This is a genomic window from Paraglaciecola sp. 20A4 (assembly GCF_011378905.1).
GTDB lineage: Bacteria > Pseudomonadota > Gammaproteobacteria > Enterobacterales > Alteromonadaceae > Paraglaciecola.
Genome location: NZ_WTPY01000001.1, coordinates 371,163 through 395,823, shown reverse-complemented (window position 1 = coordinate 395,823; position 24,661 = coordinate 371,163). Strand labels below are relative to the sequence as shown.

The window sequence follows — 24,661 nt, the reverse complement described above, 5'->3', positions numbered from 1 at the left end:
GCTTAATAATCCGCTCTGTTGCCACCCAGAAATGTGGTAAATACGGAACAAGTTTAAAAGGGTTAAGACGCTACTCTCTCTTTCGCGACTTCGATTTTAAGTTGAGTGATCTTATTATGGGTATTGCGTTCATTGTGCTTTCTAAGCAACAGGTTTAACTGATAAATGGATAACAACATGGCGTGAATAGCAATTAAATAACCACTGTCATTTAACCTTGTCATTTTTTCAGGCGTTAAGCTTTGTAATTTATCTTCATCGATTGTGCACAAACCCGCGATATTCTGCGTATTGCCATCTTCGAAAACCAATTGTAAATCGATGGCTTTAATAAGACCCATCGCTTCGACTTCTTGCATAAAACGATAGGTTTCTATGTCTTGTTTAATACTTGCTTCCAGTAAGCTTTTCGCTTTAGTTAAAAACAAAGATGCTCTGCCTGCATTGTCAAATATGGCCTCCCCGGAGTCTTTAGAGAATGCTTCACTACTTTCTAAAATTCCGATGGTATAGCTATTTTCAACTTTAGGAGATTGCATCAGATAAAACGGAAACGTTTGTAAACTTGTCGGTTGATAAATGGCATTCCAACGTCCTTCATCGACAAACAAATTTTGCAGCGGCTCAAAGCTGCTAAGTGCCGATAGCACCCAACTTCCGTCTTGCTGATTACGCGAGAAAAATAATGGAAAATTAGTTGCAGCCTTGCCGACCTCTGACACGCGAAGGCGCATTATCTGCTGGCTCGCGGCAAACTCAGCTAGGCTGTTTTCTCGAAGTCTTAAATCCTTGTGTACAGTGTTACTTAATTCAACAAGTGTGCTCATGGTTATCTCATACTCTGGGTGCTTAACCACCGCTCTATATATTCTCTGTGAGGAGGAAGTGTGTGCAGCAACTGCTGAGTAAGCTGTTGATTACGATGAATAATTTTCTGCGCATTCGCCTGCTCATTATACAGATGAGGTTGACGGCTGAAATCGGGCTTGAAGCCCATTCCGTATAAAACGTATTGATAGCTGGCCGCCGGAAAAAGCTCAATAGCAGCATCAAAATCAGCCGTAATAGGCCCCCGAAACTTCCATAGGGCTAAGTCGTCTTTTAATGACTCTGGAATCGAATTGGCATCGGTATGCGCTTGCCAATAGGGTTCAGGGCGTTTAGTCAGCATGTAATGCAATTTTAGAAAGTCGATAATACGCGACCAACGATAGGCCATTTGTTGATTAAAACGCTTCTCAATGATCGGCATTAAGCTCGTATCAGGGGGGATATTATCCGCAATAAAACGTGCTGAAATTTCCACCAGCATGATTGCCGTAGCCTCTAAAGGCTCTACAAACCCGGCGGCCATACCGACAGCCACACAGTTCTTTTTCCACACTTGCGCCCTGTGGCCTGATTTAAAGCCGATTTTGCGTACGGGGATATCGTCAGACCTCGGTCCCAGATACCGACGCAAATTCGCTTCGGCTTCGTCGTCAGATAAATACTGACTGGAATACACATGCCCAACGCCGCGTCGGTGTGTAAGACCTATATCCCATATCCATCCGGCATTTTGGCCTGTTGCTATCGTGTGCGTCGCAATAGGACTTGTATCTTCGTCATAGGGCATGTGCAAAGCAATAGCCGAATCGTTAAACAAGACTTTATCAGCTGAAATGAAGGGTACATCCAATGCTTGCCCGAGTAATAAAGAGGCAAAACCGGTGCAATCCACAAATAAGTCAGCATCTATCTGCTCATTGCTCTTGAGCGTAATCGAGGCAATAGCACCATCATCGCTCAAATTGACCTTATCAACCGTACCAATGACTTGTGTCACGTTGAGATTGTTTTTACAGTGTTCTTTGAGTACCTCAGCAAACTCACCCGCATCGAGGTGATAAGCGTAATTACATTGCCCTTTGTATTCAGCTTCAGCCATAGAGCGCGGCGCTAAACCAGCTTCACAGACACTGTGCTGAAAGTTGGACTCTACAGCATAGTTTTCAATCTTATCTACATAAGGAGCCAAATCGATACGCCCGTACCCTAAAGGCACAGTAAACGGGTGATAATAGAAATCGCCGTTGCCGTGCACCCAATTCACAAACTTACCGCCTTGTTTAAAACCAGCATGACAGCGAGCAAAAACCTCACTTTCTTTTAAGCCAATTTGCTGCAAAGTGTTCTTCATGGTGGGCCACGTACCTTCCCCTACCCCAACAGTGGGAATATCAGAAGATTCAACCAGCACAATCTGTAAACCATTTTTGCCATCCGTTTTATGCTTCGCAGCAACAATAGCAGCCGTTAACCAACCTGCAGTGCCGCCGCCAACGATGACAATTTTTTTAACAGCCTTTGACATAAGTGAATTAGTCCGCGTAGTAACGAGTGTGGAGCATCTTGTGTTGCAATCCAGTATTGTTTTCAATTTGAGTGCAGGGTTAACACTTAAATCGCCAGTAAATAACCTACCTAATAAAGCCTGACATCCTTTACGGGGTAATCTATTTAACGTGTTATTTTATAGGAAAAATGGCCCGCTTAATACTGGCGAGCCATCATGTTGTAATCAGATAAGCACAGCATGTAATCACATGCTGTGCTTATTTATAACAAGCTTATATTTATAACAATCTTAGAACTTGGCGCGAACACCCACTGCATAGCGAGCGCCATTATCTTCAACCGAGTAAACTTGGTTGTCGAAACGACCCGTTTGTACGAGTTCTTCTTCCGTTACGTTAATACCTTCAACGAATACAGTGAAGTTTTCGTTAATGTCATAACTTGCACTGACATCCCATTGGCCAAAGGTTTGGGTATTAATGGGTTCACCATTAAATCCGTTATCCACATTACGTAAGAATGCTTCACGGTTGTTGAATGCAACACGCGCTTGCCAATTATCCTGCTCATAGAACAAGATAAAGTTTTGAGAATCACCAAGACCTTCTAAGAAGTCTGTATCGGCGTTAACCACGGTGGCGTTAGCCATTACACCAAAGCCATTTTCAAATACGTGAGTCACTGCAACTTCGTAGCCTGTCACTTTGGTCGTTTCCGTGTTTTGCGGACGACTAACAGTATAGACTTCACTTGCACCGTTTAATTCTTCAGTGTTCGCAACGACATCGTAATCAGGACGAGTAGAGTCTAACGCTAGACCTACTGCACATAAATTATCGCCAGTGTCGTTATTACATCTGAATCCATCTGCGGCAGAACGGTCTGAGAACGTATATGTCTCTTCGCCAGTCAAGCTTACGATAAAGTCTTGCACTTCTTTGCTGAATACAGCAAAGGTGAAGTAACTTGCATCTGCGTAATACCACTCAAACGACAAATCCCAGTTTTCAGAAGTAAACGGTTTAAGTGAAGGGTTACCACCACTTGCCGTTAGGTTCTGACGACGAGGTTCGTTAAACGTTGTCGCAGGAGATAGCTGAGACATAGTTGGTCGTGTCATAGAATCATATACAGAGAAACGTAAAATCATTTCGTCTGTTAGGTCTAACTTAACGTTAACACTAGGAAGAAGGTTTGCGTAGCTATCGCCCTGTTGGATATCAGTGGCTGGGCCAAATTCGTTAGAAAACAACGTCAAATCAGTTGTTGGAACAACATCCTTAATAAAGCTTTGTACAGCAGCTACTTTAATGTCTGTTTCAGCGTAACGTGCGCCTACATTAACCGCCAATGGCATATCAGCAATGTCGTACACAAACGTAAAGTCTAGGTACAAACTAGTCACATCTTCGTTGATGGTATAACGGTTATTTTGTAGCGACGTTACAATTGGATTGCCTGAATCAGCAAGGAAATCTACGTATGCATCACCATCATAGGTATAAAAGGTTTCAGGGTAGCCAGAGAAAAAGTTCTTAGCTGTAAAAGGTTCAAACCCAATGGTATCGACTGGTGCTTCAGTGCCGTAACCACAAAATGCACATTGGCTACCATAAATTTGGAATGCCGATTTTTCACGCTCTTGGCGGTAAACCCCAAATTGTGCTTTTTGGAATACGTCTGAATCTGCTAAGTAAACAAAATCAGCTTTAAATTCGTTGATATCATCTTTGTCAGTAAACGCCAGGCCTTTTTCGTTATAATGCAAACGAGCACGACTGGCATCAGGTAACGTGTCGCCACCGAACCCTTCATGAGATACAGACGGTACGCTGCTTGTGCCATCGAACGCGTAATTATTAATCATACCTACTACGTTAAAACGGTCTTTACCAGCGCGATCATTTTCCGCAGAAGACGTTGATACATCGAATGTACCTTTAAGCTGAGGGGTAATATCCCACTCAACGTTCACACCAAAACCATCGCTTTGTGAATCACGAGAGTTACGCGTATGGGATACGAAATCTGATGCAGGGTCACCACTACCGCCATGTAAACCGATTTGCTGATCAAATGTCAACAAAGTGCCCGTTGCTTGATCGATAGTTGCACTGCCTACGCGGTCAGGTTCAAACCATGCAGCCAAATCAGTCACTTGTGAATCAACTTCGAATTTAGAAATAAAGCCATCGAGGGTAATGTTGACTTCATCCGAAGGAGCGAATTGAAACACTAAGCTTGCGTTGGTGCGCGTACGCTCTTGTTGGTCAATGGCCTGATCCCAGTTACGCGGAATATAGGCATTAGTTAACAATACGCCATCATTACGATTAGAAATCGTTTGGCCAGGGCGCCAGCCGGCAGTGCCCACTGTGTTGATTTGAATATCACGTTCTTGACGAGAAACGGCTAATAATACGCCCATCTTATCGTCGTTAAATGTGTTGCTAACAAGGAACGAAGCTGAAGGTGAAGTCTCTTCCGAGAGCGTTTCGTACATACCCTTCACTGAACCAATAAGCTGGAAGCCTTCATAGTCAAATGGACGAGCAGTCGATACATTAATTGTCGCACCAATGCCGCCTTCTTGAAGGTCTGCACGAGTACTTTTATAAACGTCAGCCCCAGTAATTTGATCTGCTGCAAGTACGTCAAAGTTAAATTCACGGCCACCACTGTCGGTCGCAAGCTGACGACCATTAACCAGTACAGTGTTAAACTGCGGGCCAAAACCACGCACTGTTACCGCTTGTCCTTCACCGCCACTACGGTCAATTGAAACGCCCGTAATACGCTGCAAAGATTCTGCTACGTTTAAGTCAGGAAATTTACCTAAATCTTCAGCAGCAATACCATCAGAAACAATCAATGCTTCTTTTTTATCTGACATGGCACGTTTAAGGCTGCTTACAATGCCGCGAACTTGTATGACTTCTAAATTACTATCGTCAGATGCTTCTTGTGCTAATGCTTGCATGGATAAACCAGCAACAGTAGGTACTAATAAGGCTGTTTTAACGGCCGACCAAAGGTATGATTTTTTCATGGGATGTGCCCCGTTGTGTCCTGTTAATATGATGTGTTCTTCGTTTTAGACGCCGTGCAAGTATGCAGTTCCACTCAAACCACTCGCATAACTATAGGATTATGCCATCTGGGCTTCCTAGTAATATGTATGTTAAATAGTATTAATACAACTTGTCAACATATGCGCAACATTAACTCTCTCATCAATTAGCCTAAGCCGAACTTCAAAATTTATAAAAATATAATTAAATTATAAAAAACATGTAGTTAAAAATATAAATCGGATTCATCTATTCCAAGCCAAATCATCAAGTAAAATTAAGTCTGTCTATTGTTGAGTTTGCGGCTCTGTTTCTATACGTTAAATATAGGTAAAATCATAGAAAATCCAATATGCATCTACTGTTACATTAACTACATTAGATATAGCCTTTGATAATGACAACGAAAGATAGGTTTATTTTAAATAATACTATTTATATGTTTATAAAAACGATTAAAATAACCGATTAATACTCATTGTATAAAACTGATCCAATAAAGGACCCTATATGACGCAACATGCCGCACAATTTATTGCACTTCATGGGCAAAAGAGCAGCCTAATTTTAGATGTCGGGAACGACACTCCGCAGATTATTTATTGGCGCGCTAAGCTATCAGAGCAATCGACCGGCGACATGATGCGAGCCCTTCGGTTACGTCAAGAAGCACCCGTCTCCCCAATCGAAGAACTCAGTCTTTGTGTTACGCCCACCTCAGGACAAGGCTTTACTGGCTTGCCAGGTTTAAGCTTGCACGGTGAACAAGATCAATGGGCAACGAATCCGTCTTTAAAAACGGTAAATCAACAAAACGATCACTGCGTAACCCTTACCAGTATGGATAGTGCCCGTGGCATTGAGGCCGTTGTGCAGATTGAGTTAGATGTTAAAACAGACGTTTTAACCTTTAATACCACAATTAATAATGTTAGTGATCAGCCGGTTACTATCGACTGGTGTGCAGCTGCAACCATTCCAACGCCAAGTGATTTTGGGCAAATAGTCGGTTTTGAAGGGCATTGGGCTGGTGAGTTTCAGCAACATTCGCTAGACACTTTCTTTGGTTCTTATGTTCGTGAAAATCGCCGAGGTAAAACATCTCATGATAGCTACCCAGCATTACTATTGCATCCCAAAACAACCAATCAAGCCCAAGGTGAAGCATATGGTTTTCACTTAGGCTGGAGCGGCAATCATAAAATTGTTGCAGAGAAAATGGCGGATGGCCGATCATATGTACAGATGGGCGAACTACTTTTTCCCGGCGAAATGGTTCTTGATAAAGGCCAGAGTTATCAAACCCCGACCCTTTTTGCTGGTTATACTGATCAGGGCTTATCTGTTTTATCTCAGCAATTTCATCAATATGTACGCAGCCATATCATTCGCCAAAGTGTGCATGATAAGCCACGTCCCGTGCACTACAACACGTGGGAAGGGATTTACTTCAACCACGACATGGCGACCCTAAAAGATCTTGCTGAACGAGCTGCAGAAATGGGCGCCGAGCGTTTCGTGTTAGACGATGGTTGGTTTATTGATCGTAATGATGACACGGCAGGTTTAGGTGACTGGTATGTAGATAAAAAGTTTTATCCACAAGGCTTAACCCCGCTAATCGACCACGTCAAAGCCCAAGGCCTGGAGTTCGGATTATGGTTTGAACCAGAAATGGTTAACCCAGATAGTGATCTGTATCGCCAACATCCTGATTGGGTATTGGGTAACGAAGTAAAACAACAAATTGATTGTCGCCATCAACTGGTTCTAGATTTATCTCGTCCTGAAGTTTTTGATTATCTATTCGAACGCCTAGATTCATTGTTATCTGAGTATGATATCAGTTACGTAAAATGGGATATGAATCGCGATTTAAATCATCAAGGCAATCATAGTGGCAAGCCTGGCGGCCATAACCAAATTCATGCCGTTTACCGTTTACTCGATAAAATTCGTGAAACCCACCCGCAAGTTGAAGTTGAAAGCTGCGCATCAGGTGGTGGTCGTGCTGACTACGGCGTGCTCGCCCGTACAGACCGGGTGTGGACTTCAGATTCAAACGACGCGCTTGAGCGCCTGAAAATTCAGAATGGCTTCTCGTATTTCTTGCCTTCTGAGTTAATGGGTTCACACGTAGGCCCTAGAGAGTGTCACATTACCCATCGCACCGTTTCTATGGAAATGCGCGCTTCAGTGACCTTGTTTGGCCACATGGGCATGGAGATGGACTTACGTGAGCTAACTGACGCTGAAAAAGTTGAGCTCAAAGCGATGACCGACTTATACAAACAACATCGCGCATTAGTGCACAGCGGCGACCTATTCCGTCTTGAACTTCCGGCTTATATGAATGGCCTAGGTATTGTTGCAAAAGATAAATCTCAAGCGTTGTTCTCATATAGTTTAGTGGCATGCAGCTCAGCAACTTTACCGGATCAATACAAGTTTGCTGGATTAGAAAAAACCAGTCAGTACAAACTCGACATTATTTGGCCAATGAAAAATGCTGATAAATGGCCAAAATCAGGCTTGTTTGGTTTTGATAATCATCTTGGTGCCGTTGACGGTCAGGTATTTAGTGGTGAATTGCTCATGCAATTAGGTATGCAAATGCCGCTGTTAACGCCGCAAAGCAGCTTGTTATTCCATCTAACAAAAATCTAATATAAATAATTATTGCCGCGTTAACTGTTTAAGTTGACGCGGCGTTATATTTTTAGTTCGCACATCTTTTAGTTCGCACATCTTTTAGTTTACGCGCTGTTTAGTGAACACGGTCTTTACTTTACCCCTCCTTCCTTTATACCATCGTCTTATACGTGTCGGGTTTAATACATCTGTCTGCACACGTAGCTAGCTGCAAAGCAATCAGTCACCCCATAATAAATATAATCCAAGGAACGACATGAAGATAACATCTAAAACTACGCTGTATTTAGCGTGCTCACTGGCATTTTCTAGTTGTGCTAGCGCCGAGTATTCCCCGTCAGAAAAAGCCATCGCCCTAACCCAAGAAACCATACTTATTGATTCGCACATTGATGTACCTTATCGCATCAGTAAAAAATGGGCCGACGTGACCAAAGCCACCGATGGCGGCGATTTTGATTATCCTCGAGCAAAATCGGGCGGCTTAAATGCTCCTTTTATGTCGATTTATGTGCCTGCAAGTCTTGATGATTCCGACGAATCTACAGCCTTAGCCCATAAACTTATCGATTATGTGGAAGCAATTGTTGGTCGCGCACCGGGTAAATTTGCTATAGCAAAAAGTGTCGCTGATGTTAAAACACAGTTTGCAAAAGGTCTGATTTCATTGCCCATGGGCATGGAAAATGGATCTCCTATTCAAGGTGACCTAAACAATCTTAAAACTTTTTATGAGCGTGGAATTCGCTACATCACCCTTGCCCACTCACAAAGTAACCATATTTCTGACTCATCCTACGATATACGCCGTAAATGGAAAGGCCTCAGCCCATTTGGTAAAACATTGGTAGAAGAAATGAATAACATCGGCATCATGATTGATATTTCCCACGTATCAGACCAAGCTTTTTATCAAGCTATCGAAATTAGCAAAGTGCCCGTTATTGCATCTCACTCATCCTTACGTAAATTCACGCCGGGCTTTGAGCGTAATATGGACGACGATATGATCAAAGCGTTAGGTGAAAATGGCGGAGTCATTCAAATTAACTTTGGCTCAACGTTTGTTAGCAAGTTATCGCAAAACTGGCGCAATAAGATGACAGCAAAACGCAAAGCACTTGTGGAAAAAGAAGGTAATGAAAGCCCGCTAGTGAGCGCGTTTGATAAAGACTATATTGCTAACAACCCTTTTCCTTTTGCCAGCGTAGAAACCGTACTTGATCATATTGACCATGTAGTCGAGCTTATTGGTATTGACCATGTAGGTATAGGGTCTGATTACGACGGTGTAGGTGATTCGCTGCCTGAGGGACTCAAGGATGTATCGACCTATCCAAATTTGGTTCAAGGCTTAATGGACCGCGATTATTCAGAAGCTGATATAAAGAAAATTTTAAGCGGCAATTTCTTGCGCGTTTGGCAAGCCGTTGAAACATACGCCGAACAGCATTAGTCTTTAAGTTAACTAAATAAAAAAGCCCGTTTGCTTATAGGCAAACAGGCTTTTACTTTAGCTTAGAAAGGTTATTTCGCGTTTTTACCGCGATAAAAATCGATACCGGTAGCCCAGCGATCAGGAAACCCAGGCCACGCCTCAGTTAACTTGCCATCACTCCCTTTGACTTGCGTAGCACTTTCACGTTTAGGTAAATAAGCACACTTGTTGGCATCGCTTTTCACGAAACAATCTAAAAATGCCAAACTCATATGTTCGTTAATACGATTGAGCTGCTCGTTATTCCAGCTAGGTTCAATATAGTGACCGAGATCCTCGTCAGTTTCATAAGCCACTTTCGGGGCTGGATGGGGCGCTATATTATGTCGCGCATTTTCATATACCATCATGTATTTGTCGCTACTGCCAGTCTGTTCGAATAATTTTTTAACGCCATTTTCATAGCCAGAAACGTCATCTTGATCCCCTGACACATATAAGCTCGGCACTGTGATTTTCGCCATCGACTCTGCATCATGTACCGAAGTCTCGCCACCCCATGGAGCATAAGCAATCATGGCTTTCCAACGAGGATCGACCGTGTCACGACCTGCATTACAACTATTAAATATGGGCATAAGCTGTTTTGCGGTTTCTTCAGGGAAACCTAAACGCTGTAAACCGGCTTGATTAAAGTCATAACATGCACCAATGGTGTTTACCGCACCAAATCCGCCCATAGAGTAACCAATAACCGCTGCATCTTCGGTGTCAGTAATGCTCGCGATTGCAGAGTCATCTTGACTAAAATAATCCAGTACAAACTGCTGGTCACGCGCGCGGTTTATTAATGTACTTGGAAAACCGGAAAAGCCGGAATTTACAAAATCAACGTCTTCTGTCGTTGAGTCGGTATGATCAATACCCACGACAACATAACCATGGCTTGCTAGATGCTCACCAAGATAATACATAATCGTCCGATAGCCAGTATAGCCATGTGATAATACTACCAATGGAAATTGCCCCGACGCTTTTGGCGCAACGTCTCTATGACTGGTGCCTATAAGGCTAAATGGTTTGTGCAACCGCGTGACATTCTCATAGGTGGCAAGCTTTTCAGCTGCCGCCTTATCGTTAGCGGGATACCACACCTCAAGCGTTAAAGGACGATCGGCCTGTGAGGTAAAGGTCTGCGTATTAAGCTGCTTTTTATGTACCACATTTAAGGTTTGAACCCCAACAGCGTATTGGCCAGGGTTTGCCAGTTCGGGCGTAATAGAAGGTTGCTGAGTATATAGATGCTCAGCCGAGGGCGCCGAAATTGCGCTACCGGTAACGGTTAGCAGCGCCAATAAACACCAGCTTTTAGTTTTCACTTTCATAGAATCTCTCTTGTTCAAATTGATACCAGGTATCTTCAATATTGAATAATTTATATTATTTGTAATATTTAAAGCAAGAGACTTTGTAAAAACAAGGTTATTAACGGGGTGGATCGATTTGTCCGCCAATACTGTTATTAGTACGAAACCAGCCAGCAATACTATAGCGATCCCTTTTAGCTACGCGGACTTCGTGAGGAAATTGCTCACTAAGAAAAATCACGCATTGGTTAAAAATAGGCTCAACTATTAGGAAGGGTGATAATTGCTCATCATGAAACATAAGTAATTCACCTTGGTCAGCTTTGACCCAATCGGCGTTTAAATAAACAACGCTGCTAAGTAAACGATTACTGCCCCCCTTAAAAGCATCAACGTGACGTTTGTAAAAATCACCGATACCATAATGAGCAAAGTGGCTCTCGTAATCAAATAACCCTAGAAACAGTCGTCGATTTATTTCTATTCGTAAATTTTCCATGAGTTTCAGATATAGACTTTGAGTTTCGCTTTGATTGTTTATCCAAGCGATGCTATCGCTACGAACATCAGTATTTATTTGCTGTAATTGCTCTCTGCCTATAGATGCTTGCTTAAAGTGAAGACGATGATCGCTGCTCGCCTCAAAATACAGCGCATTAGCAACCGCTGCAGGTAAGAAATCAGCGACAATACAATAACCGTATACTGTTAGTTGCTCACAGATATACGCAATCACCTGCTCTTCTAAACAGCCTGCTTCATGGGTTTGCATGTGGGGATTAATCCTAGTGTCTGGTATCTAAACGGGTTAACTGGAAGAAGGTTATTTAACCGTATTCGCTAAGAGGTCAAGTGACATTATTCGTAACATCATTGAATAGTCGAGCTACGTGTTTCTATATAAGTCTGTAGAATAACAGCTGCATCGTTACTTGCTCGATGCCGCAGAATTTGTGTTTCAGACAAAATACGCGCCTTAGTCACACTCCAACTGTCCATTTGTTTTTCGCTTAAAATCAGCTCTAGCTGGCTGAGTTCGAATGTCATTGCTATACCCGCACTCTCATACAGGCGAGATAACCACGGGCTATCCACCACCCATCCGTCTGAATATGCAGTTTGACGCTCTAGCAATTGATTGAGTTCCAAGCAGACCTGTTGCACTGGCACACCTTTTTTCATCAACATAGCGCGGCTGATACCGTGCAGTGCTTGAGCTTCGTCGCTCCAATGCAACCAATCATCTTGTGGGCGTATTAGGCGGCAAAAACGGTGATCGCGGTTTAGTGCCACGCCCACTTCAATGGGATAACTGCCAGCACCGAAGCCGCTGGCTTCAACGTCGAGGATAATAGGTGAAATCACACTGCTGCGCACTACAATTCAACTCCCTTTTCGAAAGAGGTTTACACCCCCCATAGCTTAAAATTAATCGGCTTTAGCTTCGCTAAATGCTAGCCCCATCTGATATAAGGTATTTTTCTTCAATCCATATTGCTGAGCAACGATACCAGCTGCTTTTTTTGGTGGCAGCTCATTCATCAATAATTTAAGTAACTTCAATGCTTCTTCGGGGATCTCATTGGCATCGGTTTTGTGACCCGCAATCATTAATACAAACTCCCCTCGTTGATGATTCGAATCGGCCAGTAACCACTCTAGCGCTTCATCTGCTGTACCTGAGTAAAAAGTCTCAAAGGTTTTGCTTAGTTCTTTAGCCACTACAACTTTTCGCTCGCCGCCTAGCACATTAACGACTGCTTGAACTGTGTCGGCGATTCTGCGCGGAGATTCATAAAAGACACTGGTCGCGGTTTCTCGTTCTAAGGTCTCTAACGTCTGGGTTTTGGCTAGCTGTTTCGCCGGTAAAAAACCTTCAAAGCGAAAACGGTCAGTTGCAAGCCCAGCTCCGCTTAGGGCCGTAATCGCAGCGCATGCTCCAGGTAAAGGTATCACCTCTACCGCATTCGCGCGGCATTGATTCACCAACCCATACCCAGGATCACTAATTAAGGGTGTACCCGCATCTGAAATCAAAGCGATATTCATGCCCTGATGTAATTTTTCAATTAATTGCACGGCTCGCTGAGTTTCATTGTGATCGTGTAATGAGATAAGGCGGGTCTTAATATCAAAGTGCTGCAGCAGTTTTTGGCTGTGACGGGTGTCTTCAGCAGCAATTAAATCCACCTCATTTAATATTCTAATTCCCCGCAGAGTAATATCTTCCAAGTTTCCAATTGGAGTAGGAACGATGAACAATTTTCCAGAATTTGCCACTATGAAACGCCTTTTAACAATTATATCGCTATTTTACCTTGTAACTTCCCATTACCGCATCCCGCCAGCAGGTAGATATTTGTCAGCGTTGGTATAAACTAACGGGCGAATTATCAAGATGTTAAGTGAGTGCACCTTAAATGAAATTAATCAGGTCGGTAGTGGTTGTTAGCCTAGTCGTTTTTATGGCTTCATGTGCAGATGCGCCGAACAAAAAAAACACGGTAAAACGCCCAGATATCAAGGTAGTGCAGCCAGACCGAGAGCTTAGCAGTCAATATTACCTAAACCAAGCTCAACGTGAGTTTGCACGAGATGGTGATACTACTGAGCGTAACGATTTGTTGTTGTTAGCGGCAAGTAAACTGCAAACTGAACAAAACTGTAATGCCAGTATTAAACTGCTTAATATTCTAACGCCAGAATTAATTCATCCAGATAATCAGGCCCAAGCGCAATTGTTACTCGCAGAATGTTATGTGCGGTTACCAAGCCCAGCATTATCGCACGCCCAAAAGTTACTTGAAAAATTGCCGGATAATTTTGCTGAACAAGGACGTATTCGTGCGGTTCAAGCTCATATAGATGAGCACCAACAAGCGTGGTTAGAAGCGAGTAAAAACTTACTCGCAGCGGGTAATTTGAACAATGAAAATAGCCTTCGGTTATGGCGCGCGTTAGGACATCTAACCGCAAAGCAAGCCCAGCAAGCCATTATCGATGAACCTAGACTGCGATCTTGGCTAGATCTTAAAGATATAGTACAACAGCAAGGTTTAGCGCCTGATATGTTGCAGCGCAGTGTAAGCCAATGGCAAGGCAAGCATGTTTATCATCCTTTATCGCAAGCATTACCAGAGGCACTTATTACTGCCATGAGTAAAGCCCCAATTATTGCCAAACGAGTGGCGGTGCTACTTCCGCTAACTGGACGACTCGCTAGCCAGGGTAATGCCATTAAAGATGGAATAGTCGCCGCATACTTGACTCAGCTTAATAGCTTATCGTTCAAAAATAACAGCACATCTATGCTAGAAACTGAACTACGATTTTTTGATTCTGCATTAAAAACGCCTCAAGAGTTAAATGACTTAGTCGCAGATTATGACGTAATTGTTGGGCCATTATTAAAAGAAAAGATAGCCGAACTCATTACTTTATTGCCCGCTAATAAAACTATACTGGCATTAAACAGAATCGATACAATCGGTACGGGTGATGTAAAGTCGCCGGCGACGTTATCCTCTGGGAATCCGTTGATAACAGAAGCGTCAGTTGCACCTGAAATAAACCCAGGTGTTTTAATGTCCGAAGATGACACACCAAACCCTCATCCCGAAATATTTTACTTCTCGTTAGCGCCTGAAGATGAAGCAATACAATTAGCCAAACATATTTATGACTCTGGACTTCGTCATCCAGTTGTTTTGTCAGCCGATACCAGCACAACCCAACGCATGGCCGAAGCCTTTCTTGAACAATGGCAGGTTCATCAACGGCAAAAAGATTATGTTGCCCCCGCCACAGGCACCTTCACCGATAGCAAAAGCATGCGTAAATTAGTTTCTGAGCTATTAGATGTGGCACAAAGTCGCCAGCGTGTTAAGCAAATAGAGTTGCTAACGACCAGTGAAGTCTATGCTGTGGAGCGTAACCGTCGTGACGTAGATGCCATTATACTTTTTGCCAATCCAGAACAAACTGAATTGCTTAGCCCTATTATAGAATCAAGTTTAAGTCCTTTTGCTGCCCGTGAAATATCTGTTTTCGCTTCTTCGAGAAGTTACACCCTAGATTTGAACAAAAATAGTATTCGCGATTTACGTAATTTAACGTTTATTGACATGCCTTGGATGATGCCAAATAACCCTTGGGCTGAGCTGGCAAATGAAGTCGGAACGTTATGGCCTCAAAGTCAGGATAGTTTGTTACGTCTGTTTGCGCTCGGTTATGACGCATATAACCTAATACCTAAACTAAGACACTTGAACCTGTTACCCATAACGTCGGTGCCAGGTTTGAGCGGTGAGCTAAGTATCAGCAGTGACGGTGAAGTCCATCGCGTTTTACAATGGGCTAAAGTGCAGCAAGACCGAGTAACCCCCTTTGCCATGGAATAACCCATTGCGCTCTTTAACCAAGGGCGCGCAGGGTGAAGCCCGTGCTTTAGCGTACCTCAAACAGCAGGGGCTAGCGTTAATTACACAGAATTATCGATGTCGTAGTGGTGAAATTGATATCATAATGCGAGATGGTCAAGAATTGGTCTTTGTAGAAGTTAAATATCGTAGCGGACAGCAGTTTGGTAGCGCAGTGGAATTCTTCCATTCTCACAAGCGGCGCAAATTTGAATCCGCAATTCAACACTATATGTTAGACAATCAGCTTAATCCTTCGTTAATTGCCCATAGAATTGATATAGTCGGCATAGATGTATTAAGTAACAACAGTGACAGAATTAGTTGGTTAAAGTATGTATAAAAACAACGATTACCGCGTATCGGAGCATGAATGTTAGATAGCATTAAAGCCAATTTTACCGAGAGCATTCAAACGATGATTGCTTCTCTTGAAGAATTACCGGTGCCCATCGCCCATGCTACACAAATGATGGTTAATGCGCTTATAAATGGCAATAAAATATTGTCTTGTGGTAATGGAGGCTCAGCGGCACATGCCCAAAGTTTTTCTTCACAAATGCTTAATCGTTATGAACGGGAAAGGCCGAGCTTACCCGCAATAGCGTTAACAACAGACACATCGACTATCACCTCGATTGCCAACGACTTTACCTATGAGGAAGTTTTTTCCAAGCAAGTTCGAGCACTCGGTCAAGCTGGGGATATATTGCTTGCCATATCACCTAATGGGGCTTCCCGTAGCGTCATTGCAGCCATGGAAGCTGCCTTAAATAGAGATATGACTATTGTCGCTCTCACTGGTCAAGATGGTGGTGAAATGGCCGGCTTACTCGGCCCGAACGATGTAGAAATTAGAGTACCATCAAGCCGTGCGGTGCGTATACATGAAGTGCATCTGCTCGTTGTTCATAATCTTTGTGAGGGAATAGATGATTGTTTATTCCCCGAAACTTCACAGGAGTAATTCAGTGTTAAATTTCAAACCCAAATTACTCGTAGGAGCGTTACTAACCTTGAGTTTATTACAAGGCTGCGCTGCTTTGGTGGTTGGTGCGGGTGTAGGCGCTGCGTCGGCGGCACACGATCGCAGATCGTTAGGCACTCAACTTGATGATAAAACCGTTTCTAGCCGTATTTCTATCGCTTTATCAGAAAATGCCGGCATCGATAAACAAGCCAACATTCATGTGCATGTTTTTAATGGCTCAGTACTTTTAGTTGGGCAAGCGCCGACTGAAGCACTTATCCGCCAAGCGCAAGAAGCGGCAACATCGGTTAGAAATATTGAGAAATTACATAACCAAGTACGTTTAGGGCCCCCGGTTTCAGCCAGTACAACAACACATGATGTTTGGCTTACCTCGAAAATTAAAGCAAATTTGATTTCAGATAAACGTATTGATGGCTTTCACATTCATGTTGCAGTTGAAAATTCGGAAGTTTTTTTGATGGGTCTTGTCAGTACGAAAGAGGCCGAAATCGCAGCAACGGTGGCACGTAATATTGACGGTGTTAAGCAAGTGATTAAGGCCTTTGAGTATTTATAAAGCCCATATCAAGTATCGCGTCGCCTAATTTGTCAGGCAGCGCGATCATCCAACAGTCAATGAATACTGTCATTCATCGCTATCCATACCACTCTATTATTGATCTGTTGTCTAATAAAGCTACAAAGGCCGTCACTACCAAACAAGCCTTATCAAGATAGGTATTAGTAATATCCCCTTAACGCGCTGTAGTTCACGTACGTACGTCAATTCGATATGGCACAGAGATGCAATAGTGAATCAATTTATTATGACCTGCGGTCTATGAGGAAGCGCCTAGCTGATCTTTACCCGCTATATCTTGTTTTTTCTATACAGCTTTAAAATAGTTTTCTCACCGACCCAATGCAGTCAATGATTTCTGGTAATGTACGAGTGCCGCAAATTATATATTGATTCCCATCTTACGATTATGCGGTTAATGAATTAAGCGCGGTTTATCAGGAGAAAAGATAAATTTCAGATATAAAAAAGGTGCCGTTAAGCACCTATTTTTAATTCAAGTGGCTGCTTACTTAACGATAGTCAAGTTAGGCTTACCTTTTTTACTTGGAGCAGAAACGCTGTCAGATTTATCAGATGACTGCACCGGACTCGGTGTTAAATCGCTGCCATCACCTTCGAAATCATCTTCAGGAGTGAACACTGTTCCCGCGCCATTTTCCTTAGCGTAGATAGCTAATACCGCTTTACACGGCACAACAATGTTACGAGGTACACCACCAAAACGTGCATCAAAGGTAATTTCATCATTGCCAAGCAATAATTTGCCACATGACGAAGGGGAAACATTAAGTACTATCTGTCCGTCACGTACATGCTCTTGAGGCACTAAAGTGCCTGGAGCATGAGCATCAACCACTAAATAAGGTGTTAGATTGTTATCTACAATCCATTCGTAGAATGCACGAAGTAAATAAGGTTGATTTGATGTCATATTGTCATTTCCCACTATAGAGGGTTATGAATTTCACGTTCTTGGTCAGTCAATGATGCCTTGAACGAACTTCTTTCGAAGATGCGATTCATATAACCACGTACATCTTTTGCACCATTACCTGTTAGCTCAATACCAAGTGACGGTAAACGCCATAACAGTGGAGCTAAGTAACAGTCAACCAAGCTAAATTCTTCACTCATAAAGAAAGGCGTTTCAGCGAATAACGGAGCTAAGCTAAGCAGTGCTTCACGTAATTCATTACGTGCAGTCGCTACATCGCCTTTGCCTTCTAAGACTTGCTCAGCTAACTTGTACCAATCATTTTGAATACGATGCATAGTCAGGCGGCTTTGACCACGAGACACAGGATAAACTGGCATCAAGGGAGGATGAGGAAAACGTTCGTCCAAATATTCCATGATGATGTGAGAATTATAAAGTACTAATTCTCTGTCAACCAAGGTTGGCACTGTGCCATAAGGATTCAAGTCGATAAGGTCTTCCGACAGATTGTTTTTCTCGATATAGCTGATTTCTACTCCAACACCTTTTTCAGCCAGTACGATACGCACCTGATGACTATAAATATCGATAGTGTCTGAGAACAACGTCATAATAGAACGTTTATTTGTGGCTACAGCCATTAAGCTTCCTCCTAAATTCAAATTTTTATTCGCTGTAAGCGAGCAAAAATTCAATTATTACTGTCTTTACTGCGCAAAATAGGCGCTATCAACAGCAAAACGGTAAATTAATCTACCAATGATGAGAAAGGGGCGCAGGGCCCCTTAAAATTTTGCGGATTATACATTAACTTTTGTTGAATTAATGCACATCTCTCCAATATTCTTTCTTGAGTAAATAAATAAGCACAAAGAATACCAATAAGAAGATGATTACCCAGCGGCCAATGCTTTCAGACTCTAAACGTGAAGGCTCGCCGGTATAAACTAAATAGTTCACTAGGTCTAATACCGCTGAATCATATTCTTCAGGGCTAAGTACGCCTGAACCGTCAGACTTAATTCCGACATAACGCTCAACCATTTCACCGTCAACCATATGCTCTTCAGTTGCTTTACTAGGGACACCTTGTAACTCTTGCAACACATGAGGCATACCCACTTCAGGGAAGACCAAATTATTCACACCAAATGGGCGACTTTCGTCTACATAGAATGTGCGTAAATAGGTATATAGCCAATCAGCTCCACGAACGCGGGCAACTAACGTTAAATCTGGTGGAGGCGCACCAAACCACTTTGCAGCGGAATCAGCAGGCATACCATTTTTAATATAATCTCCCACTTTTTCGCCAGTAAACTGCAAGTTCTCCTGACCTATCTCCGTAGGAATACCTAGATCTTCGAACGCACGTTGATAACGCTGGTACTGCATTTGGTGACAACCTAAGCAATAATTTTGAAATAACTTAGCGCCGTTTTGTAACGAGACTTTATCCGTTAGATCGTAATTGGCAGTGTCTAGATGAACACCGCCACCTGCAGCAAATACGGCGTTGGGTAGTAAAAAGGCTAAAACGAGTATTAACTTCTTCATCCTGTAATCCTCGCTGGGACTGGCTTAGTTTTTTCGTTCTTGCTGTAAATCCACAATAAGAAGAAGAAACCAAAATACATTATGGTCAAAATCTGCGAAGCAATGATCTTCCAAGCTTCCTGCGGGGTACCGCCTAAATAACCTAGGAAGATAAATACACCAGCAAAAATAATTAGATTCCAAGTGTGCAAACCACAACGATAACGCCATGATTTTACACGTCCTCTGTCAATCCAAGGCAGAAGTGCTAACGCGACAATTGCGGCAAACATACAAATAACACCACCCAGTTTATGTGGTACGGCTTTCAAAATTGCATAGAAAGGCGTGAAGTACCATACAGGGAAGATATGTTCAGGCGTTTTAAGACCATTGGCAATTTCAAAGTTAGGATGCTCTAGGAAGTACCCACCCATTCCTGGGTTAAAGAACATGACATAACAAAATGCAATCAAGAAGAGACTAAAGGCAACCAAATCTTTCAGTACTATGTGCGGGAAGAACGGCACGATGTCATCGATGATGTCGTACTTGTCCGTATAATACTCGTGTATTTTAAACTTGGTTTTTTCGTCTTCGCTAAGTGAACCTTTCTTACGCTTAACGTCAGTGCCGTCGGGGTTATTAGAACCCACTTCGTGAAGTGCAACGATATGTAGAAACACAAGAATAACGATAACAAGCGGTAACGCGATAACATGTAATGCGAAGAATCTGTTTAATGTCGCACCTGATATAACGTAATCGCCCTGGATCCATACTACTAAATCAGGTCCGATAACGGGAATTGCGCTAAACAAAGAAACAATAACCTGCGCTCCCCAGTAGGACATTTGTCCCCAAGGTAGAACGTAACCCATAAAGGCTTCGGCCATCAAAGCAAGGTAGATGAACATACCGAATAACCACAATAATTCACGTGGTTTCTGATACGAGCCGTAAATCATTCCGCGGAACATATGCAAGTAGACAACAATAAAGAACGCTGATGCGCCAGTACTGTGCATGTAACGTAATATCCAGCCATATTCTACATCACGCATAATGAACTCAACCGATGCAAACGCTCGTTCTGCTGATGGTTCGAAGCTCATAGTCAACCAGATACCTGTGACAATTTGGTTGACTAAAACGATGGTGGCTAAAAAACCAAACACATACCAGAAGTTCATGTTTCGCGGGGCGGGGTATTGAACCGCATGCATGTTAGCAACACGCATAATAGGTAAACGGTATTCAATCCAGTCCATTAAATTTTTGAACATATTATGCCGCTCCTTCTTCGGAACCAATTAATATGGTGTTGTCATCTAAATACATATACGGAGGCACAACTAAGTTAAGGGGTGCAGGTACGTTATTGAATACACGACCAGCCATATCAAACTTAGAACCATGGCAAGGACAATGAAAACCTTCAGGCACGCCTTCAACATATTCTTCGAATGCGCCATCTTTAAGATGTTGAGGAGAGCAGCCTAGATGCGTGCAAATACCAACCAAGACGGAGTATTCTGCTTTAAGCGAGCGATATTCATTACGTGCAAACTCAGGTTGTTGGTCTTCTTCAGAGTTAGGATCCTTCAACAAATCATCAATTTTTGTCAATGATTCAAGTAACTCTGGTGTACGTCTGGTGATCCAAACTGGCTTACTGCGCCAAACAACACGAATAAGTTGTCCAGGTTCAATCTTACTAATATCTGCTTCTACGTCAGCACCTGCGGCTCTCGCTTTCACACTTGGGTTCCATGAACCTATGAAAGGAATAGCGACACCTACTACACCGACACCACCCACTACAGACGTTGCGACAGTCAAAAATCGACGCCGATTATTATCTTGCGGTTGGCTTTCGGCAACAGACGAATCATTCGCATCTAATGATACATTGCTCATCCAATAATCTCCGAGGGTTGAATTTGCTCAAGCTTCTTTTAACAGCGCATATCTAACATACGCACCAAAAGAAGTTATAGTTTTGTCATTAACCGAAAATGATAAAAGAAAACCCACAATAAATACAAGGAATTCGTCAATAAAACGAAGAAATACCGAGACTTAAACAGGAAATTGATACAAGACGGCCTTTTGACTAATTAACAGCCAAAAAAAACCCGGCAAATAGCCGGGTTTTAAATTCGTAAAAACGATTAACGTTTTGAGAATTGTGGACGCTTACGCGCTTTATGTAGACCCACTTTCTTACGCTCAACTTTACGTGCATCACGGGTTACGAAACCAGCTTTACGTAGAGAAGGACGAAGAGTCTCATCAAATTCCATCAATGCACGTGTAATACCGTGACGAATCGCGCCAGCTTGGCCGCTAATTCCGCCGCCAGCAACTGTGACGTATAGATCGAATTTTTCAGTCATTTCAACCAATTCAAGTGGTTGACGAACAATCATTCGTGCTGTTTCACGGCCAAAGAATTCATCTAGAGGACGTTTGTTAACAACGATGTTACCGCTACCAGCGCGAAGAAAAACACGAGCGGTAGAGCTTTTGCGGCGACCAGTGCCGTAGTATTGAGTATCTGCCATTTTCTATGTTCCTTAAATGTCTAAGACTTGAGGCTGTTGAGCAGCGTGCTTGTGCTCAGGACCAGCGAAGACCTTCATTTTGCGGAACATATCGCGCCCAAGAGGACCTTTTGGCAACATACCTTTAACCGCTTTTTCAATGATCATCTCTGGTTTGTGGGCTTGTAACTTCTCAAAGTTAGTCTCTTTAAGACCGCCTGGGTAACCTGAGTGAGAGTAGTACATTTTACCTTTAGCTTTGTTGCCGGTAACTGTTACTTTCTCTGCGTTGATCACAACAATGTAATCCCCTGTGTCCACGTGAGGTGTGTACTCAGGCTTATGCTTTCCGCGTAAACGGCTAGCAATTTCAGTCGCTAAACGACCAAGTGTTTTGTCTGCGGCGTCTACCACATACCATTCACGTTTTACCGTTTCTGGCTTTGCAACAAAAGTTTTCATCTAATATTACCCAAAAAATTTATGTCTATAAATGTTACGTTGTTTCTGTTGTTCCAAACCTAAGCTTAAAACCCCAAAAACCGCTTAAAACCAATACACTGACCCCTTCGAGTCGTATGATTCTTCTACTTTCCCAAAGTAGGTGTAACTGGGCAGGGCGCGAATTATACAGATGTTTTTACTAAACGCGAGTAGAAATTGTGCGATCTGGGGTCTAATTTCGGTATGGAGGGAATGTTAAGACTGAATTTTTTGTTTACTACGAGGGAAATTTGCTTGAAACAAATTTCCCTCGCCATTGGCGACTGTCGATATTAAGTTGCCTTAACCGTAAGCCTTAAATAGAGGCGCTTCGCTATAGACTTCATTAAAAATATCGAAGAAGGTTGGGCTAACACTTAAATTCATGGCAATACCTAAGCCTTTGGCTAAGTCACTTGCGGATACGATACCGCGAATTTGATGAACCTCGCTGTCTACGACTAAACAATGTTGTAACCCATTGGCTTTTAGCATTTCTACTACATCGCCAATTTTGGAACGCTTAAGCTCTCTAAATAGGATAACTTTCAGTTCCTCTTTTGTGCGCATAAAATGACGAACACACAAATCTGTTCTTTCGATGCCAGAGGCAATTCGCTTTATTTTTTCTTGGTCGTTTAGGTCATCTAAACTGATTACACCAATAAATTTCTGACTGCTGTCGAGTACGATTTTTAAGCGTACCTTTTCCTCTATCATCCGCTGTTCAACTTCATTTATAGGTGTATCAGCTTGGATAACAATAGGTTTTGTTTTTTTGAAATCGGTGAATACAGACATAGCTGGTGAATCTAACGTAATTCCTTGAAAGGTTTCAGGCCAAGCTAATTCATCTAATTGGGTTAGTTCGTAAAGGGCGATATTTCTCATGATTCTTCTTCCTAAACCTTCCCTTTGATCAATCAAAGTGAAAGTTTTGTATTTAATTAATTTTTTTTCACCATTGCGTAAACGCTCTGTGTGATCCAATTGCTTGATTGATAAATTAATTAACAGAAGGTGGGGCGCGGATGGTCCCAAAATCATAAATCTGGCGGAAAGAAGGTTGAACACCAGTAAAGTAATCATTTTTACTATTGGGTATCAATAATGTTGGGAATGTAAAGCCAACATAAAAGTCTTCATCACGGTTATCGGCTTCTTCAGATACCTGCAATGACTGAGAATCTAATACGTCGGATAAAACTGCATTTCGTTCAATATTTACTTTGCCATTAGTCGCAGTTCGCCCCTCAAAACTGAGTAACGAAAACAATAATGGAAATATTAAAACCAGTAATTTATTCATAACGTAACGCGAGTAATTAAACGCTGTACCTCTTTAAAATGTAAATTTAATTAACAACACTTTTCAATCTACACCTGATCCTAAGAAAGTGAAATCAAACTTTGTAACAAGCAACGACAAACTTATTGCTACCCGTTGTTAAGGCAACAGATTACTTAGAAAGTTCTTTCGCTTGTTGCCAAAATTCTTCGAGTTCGGTTAAAGACGTCTCGTTTACTGCTTGCCCTCGTTGATTAGCAATTAATTCTACATGTCTAAAGCGCTGCTCAAACTTATTAGACGCTTTGCGCAATGCCGTTTGTGCATCAACATTGACATGCCGAGCCAAGTTGACCACCGAAAACAACACATCGCCAATTTCATCTTCAATTGCACTTTGATTTGGAACAGGTGCGTTAACTTCCTCAAGTACTTCAACAATTTCTTCTTGCAATTTATCTAGCACAGGACCGAGTTCCGGCCAATCAAACCCGACCTTGGCACATTTTTGCTGCAGTTTTTGTGCTCTGAGCAGAGGTGACATCCCAGTCGGTACATTTGCTAATACACTGTTATCTTGCGCTTTCCCTGCATCTATACGCTCTTGGTTTTTTATCTGTTCCCATTGCCCTTTTTGAACAGGAATTCTTTTGCCATCGAGTCCAGCAAATATGTGGGGGTGTCGACGACGCATTTTATCTGAAATAGCCTTAGCAACATCATTAAACGTAAACTCGCCTAGCTCTTGTGCAATTTGTGCATAGAACACCACTTGAAACAGCAGATCACCCAACTCATCACGGATATGTTCCATATCCCCTTTATTAATGGCATCAGCGACTTCGTATGCTTCCTCAATGGTATAAGGCGCAATACTAGCGAATGTCTGCTGTTTGTCCCATTCGCAACCCGAAACCGGATCTCTTAACTGGCGCATAATGTTAAGTAACTCGTCTAACGCTGTTTCTTGTGTATTGTTGCTAGCCTTGTGTTGTGCCAGTCGATTTTTCAAATTTGAGTCTGTCATTG

Annotated in this window: 23 protein-coding genes; 6 read left to right on the top strand and 17 right to left on the bottom strand. The window is 42.5% G+C overall.

Features of this window, described 5'->3' with window-relative positions:
- Positions 1-62: 62 nt before the first annotated feature.
- From GQS54_RS01630 to GQS54_RS01620, 3 genes are all read right to left on the bottom strand, one after another.
- On the bottom strand, positions 63-827 hold the full coding sequence (locus GQS54_RS01630; RefSeq protein WP_166422252.1) for a SapC family protein: 765 nt from the start codon (positions 825-827) through the stop codon (positions 63-65).
- A gap of 2 nt (positions 828-829) precedes the next feature.
- Positions 830-2,356: a tryptophan halogenase family protein gene (locus tag GQS54_RS01625; RefSeq protein ID WP_166422251.1), complete on the bottom strand. Its 1,527-nt coding sequence runs from the start codon at positions 2,354-2,356 to the stop codon at positions 830-832.
- A 273-nt stretch (positions 2,357-2,629) separates the two neighbouring features.
- Positions 2,630-5,389 carry a TonB-dependent receptor gene (locus tag GQS54_RS01620; protein WP_166422250.1) on the bottom strand — a complete coding sequence of 920 codons (2,760 nt, stop codon included), beginning with the start codon at positions 5,387-5,389 and terminating at the stop codon, positions 2,630-2,632.
- A 532-nt stretch (positions 5,390-5,921) separates the two neighbouring features.
- Between GQS54_RS01620 and GQS54_RS01615 the strand changes: the two genes are divergently transcribed.
- Both GQS54_RS01615 and GQS54_RS01610 read left to right on the top strand, forming a co-directional pair.
- A complete protein-coding gene (locus GQS54_RS01615; protein ID WP_166422249.1) occupies positions 5,922-8,078 on the top strand; it encodes an alpha-galactosidase in 2,157 nt (718 codons plus the stop codon).
- 241 nt (positions 8,079-8,319) lie between these two features.
- Positions 8,320-9,519: a dipeptidase gene (locus GQS54_RS01610; RefSeq protein WP_166422248.1), complete on the top strand. Its 1,200-nt coding sequence runs from the start codon at positions 8,320-8,322 to the stop codon at positions 9,517-9,519.
- A 71-nt stretch (positions 9,520-9,590) separates the two neighbouring features.
- On the opposite strand, the gene GQS54_RS01605 is transcribed toward GQS54_RS01610, so the two are convergent.
- The 4 genes from GQS54_RS01605 to rsmI form a co-directional block, all read right to left on the bottom strand.
- Positions 9,591-10,886 carry an acetylhydrolase gene (locus GQS54_RS01605; protein ID WP_166422247.1) on the bottom strand — a complete coding sequence of 432 codons (1,296 nt, stop codon included), beginning with the start codon at positions 10,884-10,886 and terminating at the stop codon, positions 9,591-9,593.
- A 100-nt stretch (positions 10,887-10,986) separates the two neighbouring features.
- Entirely contained in the window at positions 10,987-11,640 is a 654-nt protein-coding gene (locus tag GQS54_RS01600; protein WP_166422246.1) for a 2OG-Fe(II) oxygenase, read from the bottom strand.
- A gap of 98 nt (positions 11,641-11,738) precedes the next feature.
- Entirely contained in the window at positions 11,739-12,245 is a 507-nt protein-coding gene (locus GQS54_RS01595) for a hypothetical protein (RefSeq protein WP_166422245.1), read from the bottom strand.
- 51 nt (positions 12,246-12,296) lie between these two features.
- On the bottom strand, positions 12,297-13,148 hold the full coding sequence (gene rsmI / locus GQS54_RS01590; RefSeq protein ID WP_166422244.1) for a 16S rRNA (cytidine(1402)-2'-O)-methyltransferase: 852 nt from the start codon (positions 13,146-13,148) through the stop codon (positions 12,297-12,299).
- Positions 13,149-13,288: 140 nt separating this feature from the next.
- Between rsmI and GQS54_RS01585 the strand changes: the two genes are divergently transcribed.
- From GQS54_RS01585 to dolP, 4 genes are read left to right on the top strand one after another with little or no spacing between them, the layout of a single operon-like run.
- Positions 13,289-15,268, top strand: a complete 1,980-nt coding sequence (locus GQS54_RS01585) for a penicillin-binding protein activator (RefSeq protein WP_166422243.1) — start codon at positions 13,289-13,291, stop codon at positions 15,266-15,268.
- Positions 15,255-15,629: a YraN family protein gene (locus GQS54_RS01580; protein WP_166422242.1), complete on the top strand. Its 375-nt coding sequence runs from the start codon at positions 15,255-15,257 to the stop codon at positions 15,627-15,629. Before GQS54_RS01585 ends, GQS54_RS01580 begins: the two co-directional genes overlap by 14 nt.
- A gap of 30 nt (positions 15,630-15,659) precedes the next feature.
- Positions 15,660-16,253 carry a phosphoheptose isomerase gene (locus GQS54_RS01575; protein ID WP_166422241.1) on the top strand — a complete coding sequence of 198 codons (594 nt, stop codon included), beginning with the start codon at positions 15,660-15,662 and terminating at the stop codon, positions 16,251-16,253.
- Between the two features lie 4 nt (positions 16,254-16,257).
- Positions 16,258-16,836: a division/outer membrane stress-associated lipid-binding lipoprotein gene (dolP, locus tag GQS54_RS01570; protein WP_166422240.1), complete on the top strand. Its 579-nt coding sequence runs from the start codon at positions 16,258-16,260 to the stop codon at positions 16,834-16,836.
- A gap of 511 nt (positions 16,837-17,347) precedes the next feature.
- On the opposite strand, the gene GQS54_RS01565 is transcribed toward dolP, so the two are convergent.
- The 10 genes from GQS54_RS01565 to mazG all read right to left on the bottom strand — a co-directional run bounded on the left by GQS54_RS01565 (position 17,348) and on the right by mazG (position 24,659).
- Positions 17,348-17,773, bottom strand: coding sequence for a ClpXP protease specificity-enhancing factor (locus tag GQS54_RS01565; protein WP_166422239.1), 426 nt, complete (start codon positions 17,771-17,773; stop codon positions 17,348-17,350).
- A 14-nt stretch (positions 17,774-17,787) separates the two neighbouring features.
- The gene (sspA, locus tag GQS54_RS01560; RefSeq protein ID WP_158768672.1) at positions 17,788-18,420 is read right to left on the bottom strand and encodes a stringent starvation protein SspA; all 633 of its coding nucleotides are present in this window, start codon (positions 18,418-18,420) and stop codon (positions 17,788-17,790) included.
- A 181-nt stretch (positions 18,421-18,601) separates the two neighbouring features.
- A complete protein-coding gene (locus GQS54_RS01555) occupies positions 18,602-19,336 on the bottom strand; it encodes a cytochrome c1 (RefSeq protein ID WP_166422238.1) in 735 nt (244 codons plus the stop codon).
- Positions 19,333-20,601 (bottom strand): cytochrome b N-terminal domain-containing protein, encoded by a 1,269-nt coding sequence (locus GQS54_RS01550; RefSeq protein WP_166422237.1) that lies wholly within the window; start codon positions 20,599-20,601, stop codon positions 19,333-19,335. Before GQS54_RS01550 ends, GQS54_RS01555 begins: the two co-directional genes overlap by 4 nt.
- A 1-nt stretch (position 20,602) precedes the next feature.
- Positions 20,603-21,235, bottom strand: a complete 633-nt coding sequence (gene petA / locus GQS54_RS01545) for a ubiquinol-cytochrome c reductase iron-sulfur subunit (RefSeq protein ID WP_166422236.1) — start codon at positions 21,233-21,235, stop codon at positions 20,603-20,605.
- 254 nt (positions 21,236-21,489) lie between these two features.
- Positions 21,490-21,882 (bottom strand): 30S ribosomal protein S9, encoded by a 393-nt coding sequence (rpsI, locus tag GQS54_RS01540; RefSeq protein WP_006991013.1) that lies wholly within the window; start codon positions 21,880-21,882, stop codon positions 21,490-21,492.
- Positions 21,883-21,894: 12 nt separating this feature from the next.
- Entirely contained in the window at positions 21,895-22,323 is a 429-nt protein-coding gene (rplM, locus tag GQS54_RS01535; RefSeq protein ID WP_158768668.1) for a 50S ribosomal protein L13, read from the bottom strand.
- Between the two features lie 324 nt (positions 22,324-22,647).
- Positions 22,648-23,235, bottom strand: a complete 588-nt coding sequence (locus GQS54_RS01530; RefSeq protein WP_166422235.1) for a CBS domain-containing protein — start codon at positions 23,233-23,235, stop codon at positions 22,648-22,650.
- Positions 23,236-23,350: 115 nt separating this feature from the next.
- Complete coding sequence (locus tag GQS54_RS01525) at positions 23,351-23,653, bottom strand: hypothetical protein (protein WP_166422234.1); 303 nt, start codon at positions 23,651-23,653, stop codon at positions 23,351-23,353.
- Positions 23,654-23,804: 151 nt separating this feature from the next.
- Complete coding sequence (gene mazG / locus GQS54_RS01520; protein ID WP_166422233.1) at positions 23,805-24,659, bottom strand: nucleoside triphosphate pyrophosphohydrolase; 855 nt, start codon at positions 24,657-24,659, stop codon at positions 23,805-23,807.
- Positions 24,660-24,661 lie beyond the last annotated feature (2 nt).